19 protein-coding genes are annotated in these 18,017 nt (G+C 71.4%); 6 read left to right on the plus strand and 13 right to left on the minus strand.

The window, feature by feature from the left end; genetic code table 11:
• The first annotated feature begins 9 nt into the window (after positions 1–9).
• From ACZ46W_RS03920 to ACZ46W_RS03935, 4 genes are all read left to right on the plus strand, one after another.
• Positions 10–699, plus strand: a complete 690-nt coding sequence (locus ACZ46W_RS03920; protein WP_468330844.1) for an SDR family NAD(P)-dependent oxidoreductase — start codon at positions 10–12, stop codon at positions 697–699.
• The gene (locus tag ACZ46W_RS03925; RefSeq protein ID WP_468330847.1) at positions 700–2,124 is read left to right on the plus strand and encodes a class I adenylate-forming enzyme family protein; all 1,425 of its coding nucleotides are present in this window, start codon (positions 700–702) and stop codon (positions 2,122–2,124) included.
• A gap of 77 nt (positions 2,125–2,201) precedes the next feature.
• A complete protein-coding gene (gene cmlS, locus ACZ46W_RS03930) occupies positions 2,202–3,917 on the plus strand; it encodes a chloramphenicol-biosynthetic FADH2-dependent halogenase CmlS (RefSeq protein ID WP_468330850.1) in 1,716 nt (571 codons plus the stop codon).
• Positions 3,918–4,071: 154 nt separating this feature from the next.
• Positions 4,072–5,049 carry an aldo/keto reductase gene (locus ACZ46W_RS03935; protein ID WP_468330853.1) on the plus strand — a complete coding sequence of 326 codons (978 nt, stop codon included), beginning with the start codon at positions 4,072–4,074 and terminating at the stop codon, positions 5,047–5,049.
• A 13-nt stretch (positions 5,050–5,062) separates the two neighbouring features.
• Here the strand turns inward: ACZ46W_RS03935 and ACZ46W_RS03940 are convergent, their stop codons facing one another.
• From ACZ46W_RS03940 to ACZ46W_RS03975, 8 genes are all read right to left on the minus strand, one after another.
• The gene (locus ACZ46W_RS03940) at positions 5,063–5,881 is read right to left on the minus strand and encodes an SDR family NAD(P)-dependent oxidoreductase (RefSeq protein ID WP_468330856.1); all 819 of its coding nucleotides are present in this window, start codon (positions 5,879–5,881) and stop codon (positions 5,063–5,065) included.
• Between the two features lie 69 nt (positions 5,882–5,950).
• Positions 5,951–6,505, minus strand: coding sequence for a hypothetical protein (locus ACZ46W_RS03945; protein ID WP_366131081.1), 555 nt, complete (start codon positions 6,503–6,505; stop codon positions 5,951–5,953).
• An 11-nt stretch (positions 6,506–6,516) separates the two neighbouring features.
• Positions 6,517–7,677 (minus strand): ROK family glucokinase, encoded by a 1,161-nt coding sequence (locus ACZ46W_RS03950; protein ID WP_468330859.1) that lies wholly within the window; start codon positions 7,675–7,677, stop codon positions 6,517–6,519.
• Between the two features lie 124 nt (positions 7,678–7,801).
• Positions 7,802–8,629 (minus strand): ATP-binding cassette domain-containing protein, encoded by an 828-nt coding sequence (locus tag ACZ46W_RS03955; protein WP_468330862.1) that lies wholly within the window; start codon positions 8,627–8,629, stop codon positions 7,802–7,804.
• On the minus strand, positions 8,626–9,681 hold the full coding sequence (locus tag ACZ46W_RS03960) for an ABC transporter permease (protein ID WP_468330865.1): 1,056 nt from the start codon (positions 9,679–9,681) through the stop codon (positions 8,626–8,628). Before ACZ46W_RS03960 ends, ACZ46W_RS03955 begins: the two co-directional genes overlap by 4 nt.
• A complete protein-coding gene (locus ACZ46W_RS03965) occupies positions 9,678–10,703 on the minus strand; it encodes a sugar ABC transporter substrate-binding protein (protein WP_468330868.1) in 1,026 nt (341 codons plus the stop codon). Before ACZ46W_RS03965 ends, ACZ46W_RS03960 begins: the two co-directional genes overlap by 4 nt.
• Before the next feature lie 86 nt (positions 10,704–10,789).
• Complete coding sequence (locus tag ACZ46W_RS03970) at positions 10,790–11,794, minus strand: substrate-binding domain-containing protein (RefSeq protein WP_468330871.1); 1,005 nt, start codon at positions 11,792–11,794, stop codon at positions 10,790–10,792.
• Positions 11,795–11,913: 119 nt separating this feature from the next.
• Entirely contained in the window at positions 11,914–12,633 is a 720-nt protein-coding gene (locus ACZ46W_RS03975) for a GntR family transcriptional regulator (RefSeq protein ID WP_468332431.1), read from the minus strand.
• 165 nt (positions 12,634–12,798) lie between these two features.
• Between ACZ46W_RS03975 and ACZ46W_RS03980 the strand changes: the two genes are divergently transcribed.
• Positions 12,799–13,806 carry a Gfo/Idh/MocA family protein gene (locus tag ACZ46W_RS03980; protein ID WP_468330874.1) on the plus strand — a complete coding sequence of 336 codons (1,008 nt, stop codon included), beginning with the start codon at positions 12,799–12,801 and terminating at the stop codon, positions 13,804–13,806.
• On the opposite strand, the gene ACZ46W_RS03985 is transcribed toward ACZ46W_RS03980, so the two are convergent.
• The 4 genes from ACZ46W_RS03985 to ACZ46W_RS04000 are packed head-to-tail and all read right to left on the minus strand — an operon-like array spanning position 13,795 to position 17,328.
• Positions 13,795–14,223, minus strand: coding sequence for a PaaI family thioesterase (locus ACZ46W_RS03985; protein WP_468330877.1), 429 nt, complete (start codon positions 14,221–14,223; stop codon positions 13,795–13,797). The genes ACZ46W_RS03980 and ACZ46W_RS03985 overlap by 12 nt on opposite strands.
• Before the next feature lie 10 nt (positions 14,224–14,233).
• Positions 14,234–15,412, minus strand: coding sequence for a cytochrome P450 family protein (locus ACZ46W_RS03990; RefSeq protein WP_468330880.1), 1,179 nt, complete (start codon positions 15,410–15,412; stop codon positions 14,234–14,236).
• Between the two features lie 9 nt (positions 15,413–15,421).
• Positions 15,422–16,102, minus strand: coding sequence for a response regulator transcription factor (locus ACZ46W_RS03995; protein ID WP_468330883.1), 681 nt, complete (start codon positions 16,100–16,102; stop codon positions 15,422–15,424).
• Complete coding sequence (locus ACZ46W_RS04000) at positions 16,099–17,328, minus strand: sensor histidine kinase (protein ID WP_468330886.1); 1,230 nt, start codon at positions 17,326–17,328, stop codon at positions 16,099–16,101. The genes ACZ46W_RS03995 and ACZ46W_RS04000 overlap by 4 nt, the downstream gene beginning before the upstream one ends.
• Before the next feature lie 147 nt (positions 17,329–17,475).
• Here ACZ46W_RS04000 and ACZ46W_RS04005 point away from each other — a divergent pair, with 147 nt between their 5' ends.
• Entirely contained in the window at positions 17,476–17,694 is a 219-nt protein-coding gene (locus ACZ46W_RS04005) for a hypothetical protein (protein WP_468330889.1), read from the plus strand.
• A 25-nt stretch (positions 17,695–17,719) separates the two neighbouring features.
• Here the strand turns inward: ACZ46W_RS04005 and ACZ46W_RS04010 are convergent, their stop codons facing one another.
• Entirely contained in the window at positions 17,720–18,007 is a 288-nt protein-coding gene (locus ACZ46W_RS04010) for a hypothetical protein (protein WP_468330892.1), read from the minus strand.
• Positions 18,008–18,017 lie beyond the last annotated feature (10 nt).

An 18,017-nucleotide genomic window follows, 5' to 3' on the forward strand; every position in this document is an offset into this window, starting at 1 on the left:
ATGATTCTCATGATCACCGGCACCCGGACCGGGATCGGCAAGGCGCTCGCGGAGCACTTCCTCGAGGCCGGCCATGATGTCGTCGGGTGCAGCAGGAGGCCTGCGGCCATCGACCATCCGCGCTACCGGCACCATCAGGTGGATCTCGCGGACCTGGGTCAGTCCAGAAGGATGTTCCGGAGCGTCCGGCAGGAGTACGGGCGGCTCGACGCACTCGTCAACAATGCCGGCACCTCGTCGATGAACCACTTCATGACGACTCCGGACGAGGTTTCCCGGAAAATCTTCGACATCAATTTCTTCGCCGTGCTGAACTGCTGCCGAGAGGCGGTCAAACTGCTGCGGAAGACGAGCGAGCCCAGCTCGGCGATCCTGAATGTCTCCACGGTCGCGGTACCGTGGGCCCTCGAAGGACAGTTGGCCTATTCGGCCAGCAAGAGTGCCGTGGAACAACTCGTCCGCGTGATGAGCAAGGAGCTGGCCGCCTTCGGCATCAGGGTCAACGGAATCGGCCTTCCGCCGATCCACACCGTACTGACGAGAACCGTGCCCCGGCCGAAGATCGACGAACTGATAGAGCGTCAAGCGATATCCCGGCAGTGCACGATGGCCGACATCGTCGGCCCGGTCGAGTTCCTCATCGGCCGGAAATCCGGGTTCATCACGGGCGAGACGATTTTCCTTGGGGGTGTGCACTGAATGCGTGACGAACTTGTGCGGAGGTTCGAGGACTTCGGCACGCGGACGGCGCTCTTCGACCGGGGCACCGCGGTCTCGTACGCGGACCTCCTCGGCCGTATCCGCGACACGCGGGAACTGCTGGCGCGACACGGGGTGGCGCCGCGCGAAGCCGTGATCGTGCACGGCGACTACTCGGCCGCCTCGGTGGCGGCCCTGTTCGCGCTCTTCCTCGACAGGAACGTCGTCGTGCCGGTGGTGACCCTCACCGACAAGACCCTCGACACCCTCGTCGAGCACTGCCGGCCGGGCCACCTCATCCGGACCACCGACGACGGGATCGAGATCGACACCCTCGGGTCGCCGGCCGCCGGCACCGGGCCCGACGCGGCCGATGGCGCCGGCAGCGAAGCCGGCGGCGGAGCCGTCCACGGGCGGCTCGGCGACGCGGACGCCGCCGGGCTCGTCCTGCTCAGCAGCGGCAGCACCGGCGCCCCGAAGGTCATCCTCCACAGCCTCGACGCCCTCGTCGGTGAGAAGCTGGGCAAGCGGCCCCGGCGCCGGGCGAACGCCCTGAACATCCTGATGGTGCTGATGTTCGATCACATCGGCGGTATCAACTCGCTGCTTAGCACCCTCCTCGTCGGCGGCACCGCGGTGCTCCCCCACCACCGCACCCCCGACGAGATCTGTGCGCTGATCGAGCGGCACAAGATCCTCGTCCTGCCCACCAGCCCCACCTTCCTCAACCTGATCATGGTGGGCGACTACCACCGCACCTACGACCTCAGCAGCCTGCGCCTGATCACCTACGGCACCGAGCCGATGTCCGAGGAGCTGCTCCAGCGGGTGAACCGCACCTTCCCGGGCGTGCGGCTGCTCCAGACCTTCGGAACGAGCGAGACCGGCATCGCCACCACCACGAGCGAATCGTCGAGCAGTACCTACTTCAAGATCTCCGACGCCAATGTGGAGCACCGGATCGTCGACGGCGAACTCCAGCTCAGAAGCCGCACGCAGTTCCTCGGCTATCTGAACTACAAGGACGATGCCCTGACCGAGGACGGCTGGTTCAGGACCGGTGACCTGGTCGAGGAGGGCGCCGACGGCCACCTGCGGATCAAGGGCCGCGCCAAGGAGGTCATCAACGTCGGCGGCGAGAAGCTCCTCCCGCTCGAACTCGAATCGGTCCTGCTGACCAGTCCCCTCGTCGAGGACTGCGTCGTGTACGGGAAGCCGAACGCCATCACGGGCCAGTCCGTGTGCGTCGACATCAAGCCGAAGGGCGAGCTGACCCGCCGGGCCCTCCGGGAGCACGTGGCGGAGTTCCTCGCCGACAAGGTCGAACCGTTCAAGGTGCCCTCGAAGATCAACGTGGTCGGCACAATCGCGATGTCGGACCGCCTGAAGAAGGTCCGCACCCGGCCCGGCGCCGACGGGGAGTGAGGGTGGCCCCTCCCCGTCGCGAGCCCCGCCCACACCATTCCGTCCCCGTCCCCGTCCCTCGTCCCAAGGAGAATGTGATGGCACGATCGAAGGTCGCAATCATCGGCGGAGGGCCGGCCGGCAGTGTCGCGGGCCTCACCCTGCACAAACTCGGCCACGACGTCACGATCTACGAGCGGTCCCGCTTCCCCCGGTACCGCATCGGTGAGTCCCTGCTCCCCGGCACGATGTCGATCCTCAACCGCCTCGGTCTCCAGGAGAAGATCGACGCGCAGAACTATGTGAAGAAGCCCTCGGCGACCTTCCTCTGGGGGCAGGACCAGGCCCCCTGGACCTTCTCGTTCGCGGCCCCCAAGGTCAGGCCCTGGGTCTTCGACCACGCGGTCCAGGTGAAGCGCGAGGAGTTCGACAAGCTCCTCCTCGACGAAGCCAGGAGCCGCGGGATCACGGTGCTCGAGGAGTGCCCGGTCACCGACGTGGACCTGTCCCGCCCCGACCGTGTGGTGCTCACGGTGCGCCGGGGCGGGGAGAGCGTGACCGCCGAGAGCGACTTCGTCATCGACGCGGGCGGCTCCGGCGGTCCCCTCGCCCGCAAGCTCGGCGTACGCCGGTACGACGAGTTCTACCGGAACTTCGCGGTGTGGTCGTACTTCCGGCTGGAGGACCCGTTCCAGGGGGACCTGAAGGGCACGACGTACTCGATCACGTTCGAGGACGGCTGGGTCTGGATGATCCCGGTGAAGGACGACCTGTACAGCGTGGGGCTGGTCGTGGACCGCTCCAAGGCCGCCGAGGTGCGGGAGCGGGGTGCCGACGAGTTCTTCCGGACCACCCTCACGAAGTGCGTGAAGGCCATGGACATCCTCGGCGGCGCGGAGCAGGTCGACGAGGTCCGTATCGTGCACGACTGGTCCTACGACACCGAGGTGTTCTCGGCGGACCGCTTCTTCCTCTGCGGCGACGCCGCCTGCTTCACCGATCCGCTGTTCTCCCAGGGTGTGCACCTGGCCTCGCAGTCGGCCGTCTCCGCCGCCGCGGCCATCGACCGCATCACCCACCACGGGGACGAGAGGGACGAGGTGCACGCCTGGTACAACCGCACCTACCGCGAGGCCTACGAGCAGTACCACCAGTTCCTCGCCTCCTTCTACACCTTCGCCTCCTTCACCGAGCCCGACTCCGAGTTCTGGCGGAAGCGGCGGATCACCGAGTCCGACGACGAGCGCCTGACCCGCAAGAAGTGGTTCGAGAAACTGGTCGGCAACGGTCCGGAGGACTCCGGCGGAACCGTGGCGTCCTTCCGCGACCGGGCGTCCACGATGATCTCCATCGGCCGGCACCAGCGCCCCGGGCTGAGCGACGAGTTCAGCGAGGCCGAACTGAACGCGGCACGGGTGCGCTGGATCAGCGACCTCACCAAGCGGCTGAACAGCATCAGCCGGTTCCGGTGGACCGGCGGCAAGGCCGTCCTCAAGCCGTACTACGGGGTCGAACCGACGGGCTTCCGGCTGGAGCGGCGTGAGGTGCTGGCCAACGAGGAGGAGCTCGACATGACCCAGTACGCGATGGACGAGGAGACCCGGCAGGTCTTCCAGGACCTCGCCGAGGAGGAGTTCGGCTACCGGACCCTCGTCAAGCGCCTCGGTGCCGTCGGCAGGCAGGAGCTGAGCACCCAGATCGTCGTCCGCCTGATGGAGACGGGCCTCCTGACCGGCTACGACGACAACGGCGACAAGGTCGTCGTGCAGGGCCGGCTCCACTTCGGCGGCGTCGGCGTCGAGTACGAGGTGTGACCTCCGGCGCCCAGCAGGTCCGGCCGGCCGCGTGACGCGGTGACGGCCGCCGCCGGGTGGCACCGTCCCTCCCTGCCCGCCCCCTCCCGGGCGCGGAGGGGCGGTGCCCCCGGCGGCCCCCACCCCCCCTGACGCCCCCCAAGGAGGCCGCCCGATGGAACACACGAAACTGCGGGACCTGGAGGTCTCCCGGATCGGTCTGGGGACCATGGGCATGTCGTTCGGCTACACGGGTTCGGGTACGGACGACGCGGAGTCCGTCCGGGCCGTGCACCGGGCCCTGGAACTGGGTGCGACGTTCCTCGACACCGCCGAGATCTACGGGCCGTACACCAACGAGCGGCTCGTCGGCCGGGCGATCAAGGGCCGCCGCGACCGGGTGGTGCTCGCCACGAAGTTCGGTCTGATCTCCCACTCGGGTGGCGGGCCGGGGCAGTTGGACAGCAGCCCGCGGAACATCCGTACCGCCGTGGAGGGTTCGCTGCGCCGGCTCGGGACCGACTACATCGACCTCTGCTACCAGCACCGTGTCGATCCGCACACCCCCATCGAGGACACCGTCGGCGCCCTCGCCGCGCTCGTCGCCGAGGGCAAGATCCGCCACATCGGCCTCTCCGAGGCCGGGCCCGCCACGATCCGCCGCGCCCACGCCGTCCACCCCATCACCGCGCTCCAGTCGGAGTACTCCCTGTGGACCCGCGACCCCGAGGGGGCCGTGCTGCCGGTCCTGCGGGAACTGGGCATCGGGTTCGTGGCGTACTCGCCGCTCGGCCATGGCTTCCTCACCGGCACGGTCCGCTCGGCCGGGCACTTCGACGCCACCGACCTACGGGCGGACAACCCCCGGTTCACGAAGGAGAACCTCCCGCGGAACCTGCGCCTCGCCGACGAGATCGAGGCCGTCGCCGCCGAGGCCGGCGCCACCCCGGCGCAGGTCGCCCTCGCCTGGCTGCTCGCCCGGGGAGACGACGTCGTGCCCATCCCCGGCACCCGGCGGGTCTCCCGCGTCGAGGAGAACACGGCGGCCATCGACGTCCGGCTCACTCCCGAGCAGCTCGCCCGGCTCGACGCCCTCCCGCCCGCCGTGGGCGAGCACCACACCCAGGAGCAGATGCGGATGATGGACCGCTGAGCGGCTGGACCGGTCAACCGCCCTCGGCGCGCGGGATGACGCGGAAGTCGAACGGAACGGTGCCGGCGTCCAGCGCGGTGACGCCGCCGTCCACGGTGAGCGCGGCACCGTTGACGAAGGACGCGGCCGGGGACAGCAGCCAGGCGATGGCCTCGGCGATCTCGTGGGGCTCCCCGGGGCGCCGCGCGGGCAGCAGGCGGGTGGCCTCCTCGTACGCGGCCTCGGCGCCCTCGGCGCCCAGCCCGGCCTCCTCGGCGAAGCGGGCCATACGGCGGTCGGCCATCTCGGTGCGCACCCAACTGGGGCAGACGGTGTTCGCCCGCAGACCGCGAGGACCGTAGTCGACCGCCAGTGAGCGGCACAACTGGAGCAGCCCCGCCTTGGACGTGGCATAGGCCGCGTTGCCCACGCCGTTGCGCAGCGCCGAGACCGAGGCGACCGCGACAACGGAGCCCCTGGCCGCCAGGAGGTGCGGCAGCGCCGCCCGCATCACCAGGAAGGGCCCCGTGAGATTGGTCCGCAGGACGGTGTCCCAGTCCTCGTCGGACAGCTCTCCCACTCCCCCGCCGCGTCCCGTCCCCGCGTTGACGACCAGACCGTCGAGCCGGCCGTGGCGTTCCACCGCGGCTTCGACGAGGTGGCGGACGGCGTCCGGGTCGGTGGTGTCGGCCGGACAGGCGAAGGCTCCGGTCTCCTCGGCGACGCGGTGCAGCCGATCCGGCCGTCGCCCGGAGATGACGACCTCGTGCCCGGCCGACCGCAGCAGCCGCGCGGTGGCCGCGCCGATGCCCGTTCCTCCGCCGGTGATGAGCACAACTCGGCTGTCAGGCATGGAAGTCCGGCCTCCCGTCTCTTCCGCGATCCGTGTCGTGATCTTACGTCGGGCGGGGGAGGCCGCCGGTCAGGGGGTCGCGGTGGAGACGACGTACACGCGCGGGGCCGCGGGGTCGCTGAGGTCGACGGTGATGTCCTGGCTGGGGCGCGGGTCCTTCTGGCGGTGCGTGGTGGCCGACCAGTCGCGGCCGGCCGGGAACTTCCAGCCGACGGTGCGGGCGTCGCGTTCGCTGATGGTGACGTCCTCGGCGTCGAGCGCGGCGCGGCTCGTCCCGACGTCGTTCAGGAAGTCGTCCAGCCCCGTCCCGCTGGTGGTGAACTCGACGTACAGCCTGCTGGACTTCCAGTTGCTCGTCTCGAAGTAGGCGACCTCGGTGGAACCGGCCGGGATGGGCACCTCGAACACGCGGCGCTTCATCTTGGAGGGCCAGCTCTCGCGGAGGCCGGTGACGGAGGACTCGGCCTCCTTGTCGCGGCCGCTGGCGCGGCTCTGCTGGGCGGAGATCACCAGGTAGCCGGCCGGGATGCCGATGAGCAGCACGATGACGACGGCGGTCAGGATCCGGCGGCGGATCATGCGCCGCCGCTCCTCCGGGGACGCGGGCTGGTTCAGCACGGACATCACTGACATGACTACGGTTCCTGGGGGGTTCGGGTGCTGCCTCCGTTGCGGAGGGCCTGGGCGTACCGCTCGTAGCGCTCGTAGCGCTCCAGGCGGCGGCGGTTGGCGCGGCGGAAGCGGCGGGCGACCAGCCGGGCGAGGTCGGCGGCGCCGACCATGCCGGCCTCGGGGCCGAGCTGGGCCTTGGCGATGCGGGCCTCGGGGCGGTAGCCGCGGCCGGTGAGGTGGCGGCGGAAGGCGTCCCGGGCGGGGCCGATGAGCAGGTCGTCGGCGGCGCTGACGCCACCGCCGATGACGAAGCAGGACGGGTCGAGGGCGGCGGCCAGGTTGGCGATGCCGACGCCGAGCCACTGGCCGATGTCCTGGAACAGCTCGATGCACATCGCGTCGCCCTCGCGGGCGAGCTCGGTGATCAGCGGGCCGGTGATGTCGGGTACGGAGCCCTTGACGCGCTCGATGATGTTGTACGCGACCGGCGAGTCGGCCGCCGCCAGCTCGCGGGCCTCCCGGACGAGGGCGTTGCCGGAGCTGTACTGCTCCCAGCAGCCGCGGTTGCCGCACGGGCAGCGGTGGCCGCCGGGCACCACCTGCATGTGGCCGAACTCGCCGGCGACGCCGTACTTGCCGCGCTTGACCTGGCCGCCCTCCAGGATCGCGCCGCCGATGCCGGTGCCGAGCGTGATCATGACCAGGTGGTCCTCGCCACGGCCGGCGCCGAAGCGCCACTCGGCCCAGGCGGCGGTGTTGGCGTCGTTGTCCACCATGACGGGGACGGCGAGCCGGGCCTGGAGGGAGTCGCGCAGCGGCTCGTTGCGCCAGGCCAGGTGGGGGGCGAACAGGACGCGGCTGCGGTCGGCGTCGACCCAGCCGGCGGCGCCGATGCCCACGGCGTGCACGTCGTGCCGGTCGGAGAGGTCCAGGACCAGTTCGGTGATGGTGTCCTCGACGACCTTGGCGCTCTTGGACTTGTCGGGCGTCTCGGTCTTGATCTGCTCCAGGATCTGGCCGTCGGCGTCGACGACGCCCGCCATCACCTTCGTACCGCCGATGTCGATGCCGACGGTGGGGACGCGGGGCGCGGTCAGGTGCGAGCGGCGCTCGCGGGCCGAGACGTTGCGCAGGACGGTGGCGCGGGCGGAGCCGCGGTGTGCGATGTCGCGGTACGTGCTCACGTGTCCTGTCGTCCCTTGTGGGGGGTGGGGCCGGGCGGTGCGTGGGGGGGCCGACCGGCGGCGGACGGCGCCCGCCGCCCCCGATTCTGCCAGGTACGCGGTCGGGGGCGGCGGTGCGCCGGGGTCAGGGAGCCGGGTCGGGGGGCACCTCGTGGCCGCCGACGCGGGCGGGGGCGGGGGCCCGCTCCAGCTCGTGGCGGAGGTCTTCCAGCTCGCTGCCGCCCGCCATCTGGCGGGTGAGTTCGTCGAGCGTGACGGAGTCCTTGGTGTGGCTCGCCGACATCACGCCGCGCTTCAGCAGCACGAACCGGTCACCGACCAGATACGCGTGGTGCGGGTTGTGCGTGATCAACACCACGCCGAGCCCGGCGTCGCGGGCGGCCGCCACGTATTTGAGGACCACGCCGGACTGCTTGACGCCGAGCGCCGCCGTCGGCTCGTCGAGGACGAGCACCTTGGCGCCGAAGTACACCGCGCGGGCGATGGCCACGCACTGGCGCTCACCGCCCGACAGGGTGCCGATCGGCTGGTCGACGTCGCGCAGGTCGATGCCCATGCGCAGCAGCTCGGCGCGGGTCGTCTCGCGCATGAGGCCGACGTCGAGGCGCTTGAAGGGGCCGGCGCCCTTGGTGGGCTCGGAGCCGAGGAAGAAGTTCCGCCAGACCGGCATGAGCGGCACGACGGCCAGGTCCTGGTAGACGGTGGCGATGCCCCGGTCGAGGGCCTCGCGCGGGGAGGCGAGGGCGGTCTCCTCGCCCTCGATGCGGAAGGTGCCGCCGTCGTGGGCGTGCAGCCCGGCGATGATCTTGATGAGGGTGGACTTGCCGGCGCCGTTGTCGCCCAGGACGCAGGTGATCTCGCCCGCGTGGACCTCCAGGGAGACACCTTCGAGGGCGCGGATGTTGCCGTAGTACTTGCTGACGTCGTCCAGCTCCACCAGGGGGGTGCTCATGTCGTTGCCTCCGCGCGCTTGCGGACCCAGGCGTTGAGCAGGGTCGCGAGTAGGAGCATCGCCCCGAGGAAGAACTTGAACCAGTCCGGGTTCCACTCGGCGTACACGATGCCCTTGCTGGTCATGCCGAAGATGAACGCGCCGACCGCCGAGCCGATGGCGGAGCCGTATCCGCCGGTGATCAGGCAGCCGCCGATGACGGCCGCGATGATGTAGATCAGCTCGTTGCCGACGCCCTCGCCGGACTGGACGACGTCGAACGAGAACAGCAGGTGCTGGCCCGACACCCAGGCGCAGAACGCCACGCCCATGTAGAGGCCGATCTTCGTCGTACGGACCGGGACGCCCACCGCGCGGGCCGCGTCGGCGCCACCGCCCACCGCGAAGATCCAGTTGCCGAAGCGGGTGCGCAGCAGGATCCAGGTGGCGACGGCCACCAGGGCGAACCACCACAGGATGGTCACCTTGATGTCGATGCCGCCCAGGGAGAACTGGGAGGCGAACAGCGCCTGGGCGGAGGTGAAGCCCTCCATGTCGGCGATGGTCTTGGTCGACACGGTGCCGCTGATCAGCTTGGTCAGGCCCAGGTTGAGGCCGGTCAGCATCAGGAACGTACCGAGCGTGATGATGAAGCTCGGCAGCTTGGTCCGGGTGAGCATCACGCCGTTGAAGACGCCGACGGCGAGTGTGACCAGGAGGGACACGCCGACGCCGACCCAGACGTTGGCGGTCATCTGGAAGCTGAACATCGACGAGATCAGCGCCGAGCTGGTCACCAGCACACCGGCCGACAGGTCGAACTCGCCGCCGATCATCAGCAGCGCGACGGGGACGGCCATGATGCCGATCGTCGAGGCGGCGTAGAGGACCGTGCCGAAGCTGGAGGCCTTCAGGAAGCTGTCGGCGACGATGGCGAAGAAGAGGAAGACGGCGACGGCTCCGACGACGGAGCCGAGCTCGGGGCGGCCGAGGAGCCCCCGCAGCGGTGAGGTGCGCAGCAGGCGCTCGTCGGCGGGGGTGCCGTCCTTCACGGGTGGTGCGGTCGCGGTCATCGGGTTCCTCGCTCCGTGAATTCCGCCAGCGCGGCGGCGTCCTTCTCGGTGATGATCTGCGGCCCGGTGAGGACGGGCCTGCCACCGCCGAGCACGTCGGCGTTGTACCGGTAGAGCCACAGCAGGTCGACCGCCTCGTACCCCTGGAGGTAGGGCTGCTGGTCGACGGCGAAGCCGAGCTGCCCCGCCTTGAGGCCGGCGGCGACCTTGGCGTTCAGGTCGAAGGTGTCGATCTCGGCGTCGGACCCGGCGGTCTTCTTCGCCTGGACGGCGGCGTCGGCGAACGGCGCGCCGAGGGTGACGACGGCGTCGATGGAGGGGTCGGTCTGGAGCTTGGCCTCGATGGACGCCTGGACGTCGGGCATGTTGGTGCCGTCGACGTACAGGTTCTGGAGGTCGCCGCCGAAGGTCTTCCTCACCCCGGCGCAGCGCTGCTCGTGGCCGACGTTGCCCTGTTCGTGCAGGACGCACAGGGCCTTCTTGCGGCCGCGCTCGTCGAGCTCGTCGCCGACGGCCTCGCCGGCGATGGTCTCGTCCTGCCCGATGTGGGTGAGGGCGCCGAACGCCTTGGACGCTTGCGAGCCGGAGTTGACGGTGATGACGGGGATGCCGGCCTTGACGGCCCTGGCGACGGACGCCTTCATGGCGTCGGGCTTGGCGAGGGTGACGATCAGGCCGTCGACCTTCTTGTCGATGTAGGAGTCGACGAGCTGGGCCTGCTGCTGTCCCTCGTCGCTGTGGGCGTAGAGGAAGTTGATGTTGTCCTTGACGGCGGCCTGCTTGGCGCCGTTCTGGACGATGTCCCAGAAGGTGTCGCCGTCCCCGGAGTGGGTGACCATGGCGATGGTCCACTTCGGGGTGTTCACGGCGGCCCGGCCCTCGGCGGCGGCCGCCTTGCGGGCGTCCTCGGCGCGCTTTCCGCCGGTGGCGCTGCATCCGGCCGCGGCTCCCGCGAGGGACACTCCGAGGACCGTCGCCAGCACCGCGCGCAGCGCGCGTACTCCTGTCCGAACCCTTGCCACGACGCCGTGCCCCTCTTGCTGCTGTGCTTGCTGTGCTTGCTGTCGTACGACTGGCCAAGTATGGGTCATGGTGATGTGCCCGGATTTCATCGGGTACCGCGGGCGGTCAGTTCCTCCAGTACCGGTACGTCCTTCCCGGTGACGAGGGCCGGGCCGGTGAGGACCGGCTTGCCGCCGCCGATGACGTTGAGGTTGTCCTTGTGGAGCCAGAGCCCGTCGACGGCGAGGTAGCCCTGGAGGTAGGGCTGCTGGTCGACGGCGAAGCCGATCTGCTCGGCCTTGAGCTGGGCGACGACGGCCGCGTTGAGGTCGAAGGTGTCGATCTCGGCGCCGGAGCCCGCGCTCTGCTTGGCCTTGACCGAGGCGGCGGCGAAGGGGGCGCCGAGGGTGACGACGGCGTCGATGTCCTTGGCGCTCTGGAGCTTGGCCTCGATGGAGGAGGTCGCGGCGGGCATGTTGGTGCCCTCGACGTTGAGGTTCTCCACGGTGCCCTTGAAGGTCTTCTTCACCCCGGCGCAGCGCTCTTCGAGGGAAACGTTTCCCTGCTCGTGGATGACGCAGAGCGCCTTCTTCTTGCCGCGTGCGGTCAGCTCGGCGCCGACGGCCTCGCCGGCCACGGCCTCGTCCTGGCCGATGTGGCTGATCGCGCCGAAGGCCTTGGAGTGCTGCCCGCCGGAGTTGATGGTGACGACCGGGATGCCGGCGGCGACGGCCTTGGCGACGGACGCCTTGACCGCTTCGGGCTTGGCGAGGGTGACGATCAGGCCGTCGACCTTCTTCGCCACGTATGAGTCGATGAGCGCGGCCTGCTCCTTGCCCTCCTTGTTGGCGGCGTAGAGGAACTCGACGTTGTCCTTGGCGGCGGCGACCTTGGCGCCGCTCTGGACGATGTCCCAGAAGGTGTCGCCCTCGCCGGAGTGGGTGACCATCGCGATGGTCATGCGCGCGGTGGCGGCGGGCTTGCCGCCACCGGAGGTGTTCGTGGCCTTGTTCTCGGATTCCTTGCCGCCCGAGCTGCTGCATCCGACGGCGGTGACGGTGAGTGCGACTGCGGTCAGCAGGGCCGCTGCCGCCGTGCGGGTGGTTCGCATCGTGTGTCCGCCTTGTCTCCCCGGCGCCGCCCGATTGCGGCTGGGTGAGTTTCTACGGGGGCGCGGCGGGCCCGTCAATACTTTGTCCGAACATTCTTACGCGACGGCCTACGGTGACCTCACGGCCGGACGAGGAGCTGGAACTCGAAGGCGTACCGCGACGCCCGGTAGATGTGCGAGCCGAACTCCACCGCCCGGCCGGTGTCGTCGAAGGTGGTCCGCTCCATGGTCAGCAGCGGGGCGCCCTTCTCCTCGGTGAGCAGCTCCGCCTCCGCGACCGTCGCGGCCCGCGCCCCGACCGACTGGCGGGCGCTGTGCAGGGTGATGCCGGCGCCGCGCATCATCCGGTACAGACCGGTGTCCTCCAGCAGCGCGGTGTCCACGTCGAGCAGGCCGAGCGGCAGGTGGTTGCGCAGCCGGGCCATGGGCTCGTTGTGCGCGAACCGCAGCCGCTCCACGAACCGGACGTCGCTGCCCTCCGGTACGCCGAGGGCGGCGGCGATCTCGGCGGAGGCGGGCTCGACGCGGTTGGCCAGGACGGTGGTGGCCGGGCGCTGGCCGGCCGCCTCCAGATCGTCGTACAGGCTGCTGAGCTCCAGCGGGCGCTTGACCTGACTGTGCACGACCTGGGTGCCGACGCCCCGGCGGCGCACGAGCAGGCCCTTGTCGACCAGGGCCTGGATGGCCTGGCGGACGGTCGGCCGGGACAGGCCGAGCCGGCCCGCCAGCTCGATCTCGTTGCCGAGGAGGCTGCCCGGCGTGAGCGTCCCGCGCTCGATGGCCGCCTCCAACTGCTGGGAGAGCTGGAAGTAGAGCGGGACCGGACTGGTGCGGTCCACGCTCAGCGGCAGCCGCACGACGGGGCCGGACTCTTCTCTGGCTGCTCGGGTCTGCTTGGGCACGTGCCGAGCCTATCCAGAGGAAATGATGACGGGAAGTTGTGAAGTCATGTTGTCAGGACAAACGCTTGACATGGTGGTGGCGGCGGCACCACCTTGGGGGCCATGCGCATCGGACTCATCGGAACGGGACGTATCGGGGCCTTCCACGCGGGCGTGCTCAGCCGCCACCCGGAAGTGGGGGCGCTCGTGGTCGCCGACGCCGATCCCGGCCGGGCGGCCCAGGTCGCCGAACTCACCGGCGCCACGGCCGCGCCGACCGTCGACGAGGTCTTCGCCTGGGGGGTGGACGCGGTGGTCATCGCCTCGGCGACCTCCGCCCACGCCGAGCTCATCGCCCGCGCCGCCCGCGCGGGCCTGCCCACCTTCTGCGAGAAACCCATCGCCCTCGACCTGGCCGGCACGCTGGGCGCGCTGCGCGAGGTCGAGGCGGCCGGAACCCAGCTCCAGCTCGGCTTCATGCGCCGCTTCGACGCCGGCTACCGGGCCGCCCGCGACGCCGTCCACTCCGGGCGCATCGGCCGGCTGCACACCGTGCGGGCCATCACCTCCGACCCGGCCCCGCCGCCCGCCGCCTACCTCCCGCTCTCCGGCGGCCTCTACCGCGACTGCCTGGTCCACGACTTCGACATCCTGCGCTGGGTCACCGGCCGGGAGGTCACCGAGGTGTACGCGGCCGGCTCGGACGGCGGCCCCGCGATGTTCCGCGAGGCGGGCGACGTCGACACGGCGGCCGCCCTGCTCACCCTGGACGACGGCACCCTCGCCACGGCCACGGCCACCCGCTGCAACGGCGCCGGTTACGACGTACGGATGGAGCTGGCGGGCGAGCGCGACCAGATCGCGGTGGGCCTGGACGACCGCACGCCCCTCACCTCCACCGAACCGCTCGGCCCGCCCCCGGCCGACAAGCCGTGGCCGGGCTTCCTGGAGCGGTTCGCCCCGGCGTACGAGGCCGAGCTGGACGCCTTCGTCCACCTCGCGCGCGGCGAGCTGGCCAACCCCTGCGACGGCCGCGAGGCCCTCCAGGCGCTGCGCGTCGCCGAGGCGTGCGAGCTGTCCCGGCGCGAGCGCCGCCCGGTGCGGCTGGACGAGGTGCCGTCAGCCCTCTGAGGCCCCGGGCGCCGACAGGACCGTGCCCTGGGCCACCGCGCACAGGGTCTCGGTCCCGTCGTCGCCCGCCGTCAGCAGGTCGCAGCGCACCACCGCCTGCCGCCGGCCCGCGTGGACCACCAAGGCGCGGGCCAGCAGCGTGCGGCCGGTGGCGGGGCGGACGTACTGGATGGAGAACCCGGCCGTCAGCACGGCCGGACCCAGGGCGCTGCCGGCGGCGAAGGTGATCGCGTTGTCGGCGGCGTACGACAGGACCCCGCCGTGCAGGAAGCCGTTCTGCTGGCGCAGGTCGTCGCGGACGTCCACCTCCAGCACGGCGGCGCCGTCGCCGAAGGCGGTGATGCGGGCGCCGACGAGCCGGCTGAAGGGCTGGCTGTCGAGGACCTTCCGGGCGAGGGGCAGGTCGAAGCCGGTCATCGTGCGGTGGTCACCACCTGACGGGAAGGCGGCGGACGCCGCGTATGAGGAGGCCGGGCAGCCAGTCCAGGGGCCCGGCGCCGGGGTCGAGGGACAGCGTGGGGAACCGTTCCAGCAGGGAGCGCACCGCGATCCGGCCCTCCAGGCGGGCCAGCGGGGCGCCGAGGCAGTAGTGGATGCCGTGGCCGAAGGCCAGGTGCCCGGAGGTGTCGCGGCGGATGTCGAAGCGGTCCGGTTCCGGGAACCTGGCCGGATCGTGATCGCCCGCGGCGAGGCCGACGAGGACGGTGGCACCCGGCGGGATCACCGCGTCCGCGACCGGCAGCGGCTCACGGGCGAACCGTACCGTGGCCGTCTCGACCGGGCCGTCGTGGCGCAGCATCTCCTCCACCGCCCCGTCGAGCAGACCGAAGTCGGCGCGGAGGGCGGCCAGTTGGTCCGGGTGGGTCAGCAGGGCCCGGACGCCGTTGGAGATGAGGTTGACCGTCGTCTCGTGCCCGGCGATGAGCAACAGGTAGGCCATGGCGCGCAGTTCGGCGGCCGACAGCCGGTCGCCGTCCTCCGCGCGGGTGCGCAGCAGCGTGGAGATCAGGTCGTCGGCGGGGCGGGCGCACCGCTTGTCCTCGATGAGCTCGTCGAGGTACCGGGCGAGACCGTGCACGGCCTCGCGCTCCGCCTCCGCGCTCGTCGGTGCCACGACCTCGCCGGACCAGGCGCGGAAGGCGTCCCGGTCCGCGGTGGGCACACCGAGCAGTTCGCAGATCACCGTGATGGGCAGCGGGAAGGCCAGCGCGCCCACCAGGTCGGCGTGGCCGTGCGGTGCCATGGCGTCGATCAGCTCGTCGGTGATGCGCTGGACGCGCGGGCGCAGGGCCTCCACGCGCCGCCCGGTGAACTCGCCGGCGACGAGCTTGCGCAGCCGGGTGTGGTCGGGCGGGTCCAGGACCAGCAGGTTCGGGCCGATGACCTGCTCGTCGAGCATCTGGTACCCGGCCGTGGAGGGCGACTTGGACAGCCGGGGGTCGGCCAGCGCGGCGCGGGCCTCGGCGTGGCCGACGATCAGCCAGGCCTCGTCGCCCCCGGAGGTGCGCACGTGGTGCACGGGCCCGTCCTGGCGGAGTTTGGCGTAGTACGGGTAGGGGTCGGCGGTGAACTCCTCGCCGTACGCGCTCAGATCGACCGTGTCCATCGGTCCACCTTATGCGCCGTCCTCCCTGTCGAGCAGCCCGGAATCGTGGACCAGCAGCGCGATCTGGACACGGTTGTTGAGGCCGAGCCGGGCGAGGATCCGCGAGACGTGGGTCTTGACGGTCGGCACGCTCATGTAGAGGGAGGCCGCGATCTCGGCGTTGGTCCGGCCCCGGCCGACCGCGAGGGCGACCTCCCGCTCGCGCTCGGCGAGCGTGTCGAGGCGGGCGGTGGCCGTGGCCCGCCGGGTGGCGCCGGAGCGGTCGGGGTGCCCGGCCACATGGGTCATGAGCTGGCGGGTGACGGCCGGGGAGAGGACCGGGTCGCCGGCCGCCACCCGCCGTACGGCGTCGACGATCTCGGCGGGCGGGGTGTCCTTGAGGACGAACCCGGCGGCGCCGGCCCGCAGGGCGCGCAGCACCTGCTCGTCGGCGTGGAACGTGGTGAGGACGACGACGTCGGGGGCGCCGGGGCGGGCGCGGAGCCGTTCGGTGGCGGTGAGGCCGTCCACCCGCGGCATACGGATGTCCATGAGGACGACGTCGGGCGCGGCGCGCTCCACGAGCGCGGGGACGTCGGTGCCGTCGGCGGCCTCCCCGACGATCTCGATGTCGTCGGCGCCGCCGAGCATGAAGGTGAGTCCCGCGCGGACGAGGGGGTCGTCGTCGACGATGAGCAGCCGGATGGTCATGAGGGCCACGGTAGCCAGGCGTGCAGGGCGAACCCGCCGTCGGGCGCGGGTCCGTGGGTGAGGCGGCCGCCGGCGAGGGTGGCTCGTTCGGTCAGCCCGATGAGCCCCTGGCCCGATCCGGGTACGTGCGGGACGGGGCCGGTGGGGGCGGGGTTGTGGACGCCGACGGTGAGCCCGTCGCCGGGGCGGCCGCGCACGGTGACGGTGACCTCGGTGCCGGGTGCGTGCTTGCGGGCGTTGGTGAGGCCCTCCTGGGCGATGCGGTAGACGGTGCGCCCGGTGGCGGCGGGGACGCCGGACGGGTCGGCGATGCCGTTGTCGAGGGTGACCTCCATGCCCGCCCGGCGGGACTCGGCGATCAACGTGTCAAGGGTGGCGAGGGTGGGCTGCGGGCGGTCGCCGTCCTCGCGGTCGCCGGGGGCGCGCAGGACGCCGATGATCTCGCGCAGGTCCTGGAGGGCCTCGTGGGCGCTGTCGCGGATGACACCGGCGGCGCGGGCGACCTCGGGCGGGGGCGCGTCGGGCCGGAATTCGAGGGCGCCGGCGTGGACGCTGAGCAGGGTGAGGCGGTGGGCGAGGACGTCGTGCATCTCGCGGGCGATGGCCTCGCGGGCGGCGCGCTGGGCCTGTTCGGCGCGGAGTTCCGCCTCGGCCTCGGCGCGGCGGGCGCGTTCGCGCAGGGCGACGACGAGTTGGCGGCGGGAGCGGACGAGCATGCCCCAGCCGGTGACCAGGAGGATGAGGACGACGCCGATGGCGACCGACGCGAGGGGGTGCAGGGTCGGGTCGGGCCGCACGAACACCTGGGCGGTGCCGCACACCAGCGCCAGGCCGCCGACGTAGGCGAGGCGCCGGAACGGCACCCGTACGGCGACGCCGAAGAGTGCCACCAGGACGGCGCCGCCGGCGGCCGGTGCCACCGTGCTCAGTACGGACAGGGTGACGGTCAGCCCGACGGGCCACCGGCGGCGCAGCCAGAGCGCGCAGCAGGCGGCGGCGCCGAGGAGCTGGTCGCCGAGGACGGCAGCCTCGGAGTTGCCGAGCCGGCTGCTCGCGTCGACGGCGAGGAGGCCGACGAACGAGGCGAGGACGAAGGCGGTCGTGTCGACGATCCAGTCGCGTACGGTACGGCGGCGGCGCCGCGCCGGGTGGCCGTCGGGGACCTCGGAGCCGGCCGATTCGGCCAGGTCCGAGGGCAGCAGCCAGGGGTACTCCGCACGCGTCATGTCGACAAAGCTATGCGGGCTGGGGCCGTGGTGGGGCCCCGGGACCGCGGTCCGCTACCAAAGTCGCGCCGGTCCCATACTTCCGGACCCCGCTGCCATCCCGACGCCCGAGGCGCTGGCCCGCCGCCGGCGCCGACGATGGTGGGCATGAAGAAGATCCTCGAAGTCATCGGCACGCTGGTGCTGGTCGTCGGCGTGTGCGGGGTACTGCGTGAGTTGACGGGGTGGTTCCGTTTCATGGGGTTCAGCCGGTACCTGACGGAGAACGTGGGCTTCCTGCACGGGCGGGAGGTGTTCGCCAACATCGTGATCGCGGTGCTCGGCTTCGCGATCCTGATGATCTCCGACCGGATGCGCAAGGCGTAGGACCGCCGCGGTTTCCGGGAGCGCCCTACCACTGCCGGCCGAGCAGGGCCAGGAAGAGCAGCGGGACCACCTGGAAGAGGGCGGCTCCGCGTGCCCGGCACAGCCACAGCACCACACCGATGCCGGTGGTCAGGCCGGCGCACACCAGCAGCTCGGCCAGCGGCATCCGGGGAGCCACCCCGTTCTTGCCCGCCGCCCAGCCCTCCATGCCGACGGCGAGCCAGGCGTACATCCCGATCAGCACGTTGACGGGCAGCAGGGCCAGGATCAGGCCGGCGTCACGGAGAACGGGCCGGGAGGGTGCGTCGGTCATGGGCCCACTG

The sequence above is a fragment of the Streptomyces sp. NPDC031064 genome, assembly GCF_055570965.1.

Excerpts from the sequence above, each read along its gene's own strand:
- ACZ46W_RS03920 (WP_468330844.1), top strand. The coding sequence starts at position 10 with ATGATCACCGGCACCCGGACCGGGATCGGCAAGGCGCTCGCGGAGCAC.
- ACZ46W_RS03925 (WP_468330847.1), top strand. The coding sequence starts at position 700 with ATGCGTGACGAACTTGTGCGGAGGTTCGAGGACTTCGGCACGCGGACG.
- cmlS (WP_468330850.1), top strand. The coding sequence starts at position 2,202 with ATGGCACGATCGAAGGTCGCAATCATCGGCGGAGGGCCGGCCGGCAGT.
- ACZ46W_RS03935 (WP_468330853.1), top strand. The coding sequence starts at position 4,072 with ATGGAACACACGAAACTGCGGGACCTGGAGGTCTCCCGGATCGGTCTG.
- ACZ46W_RS03940 (WP_468330856.1), bottom strand. The coding sequence starts at position 5,881 with ATGCCTGACAGCCGAGTTGTGCTCATCACCGGCGGAGGAACGGGCATC.
- ACZ46W_RS03945 (WP_366131081.1), bottom strand. The coding sequence starts at position 6,505 with ATGTCCGTGCTGAACCAGCCCGCGTCCCCGGAGGAGCGGCGGCGCATG.
- ACZ46W_RS03955 (WP_468330862.1), bottom strand. The coding sequence starts at position 8,629 with ATGAGCACCCCCCTGGTGGAGCTGGACGACGTCAGCAAGTACTACGGC.
- ACZ46W_RS03960 (WP_468330865.1), bottom strand. The coding sequence starts at position 9,681 with ATGACCGCGACCGCACCACCCGTGAAGGACGGCACCCCCGCCGACGAG.
- ACZ46W_RS03970 (WP_468330871.1), bottom strand. The coding sequence starts at position 11,794 with ATGCGAACCACCCGCACGGCGGCAGCGGCCCTGCTGACCGCAGTCGCA.
- ACZ46W_RS03980 (WP_468330874.1), top strand. The coding sequence starts at position 12,799 with ATGCGCATCGGACTCATCGGAACGGGACGTATCGGGGCCTTCCACGCG.
- ACZ46W_RS03985 (WP_468330877.1), bottom strand. The coding sequence starts at position 14,223 with ATGACCGGCTTCGACCTGCCCCTCGCCCGGAAGGTCCTCGACAGCCAG.
- ACZ46W_RS03990 (WP_468330880.1), bottom strand. The coding sequence starts at position 15,412 with ATGGACACGGTCGATCTGAGCGCGTACGGCGAGGAGTTCACCGCCGAC.
- ACZ46W_RS03995 (WP_468330883.1), bottom strand. The coding sequence starts at position 16,102 with ATGACCATCCGGCTGCTCATCGTCGACGACGACCCCCTCGTCCGCGCG.
- ACZ46W_RS04000 (WP_468330886.1), bottom strand. The coding sequence starts at position 17,328 with ATGACGCGTGCGGAGTACCCCTGGCTGCTGCCCTCGGACCTGGCCGAA.
- ACZ46W_RS04005 (WP_468330889.1), top strand. The coding sequence starts at position 17,476 with ATGAAGAAGATCCTCGAAGTCATCGGCACGCTGGTGCTGGTCGTCGGC.
- ACZ46W_RS04010 (WP_468330892.1), bottom strand. The coding sequence starts at position 18,007 with ATGACCGACGCACCCTCCCGGCCCGTTCTCCGTGACGCCGGCCTGATC.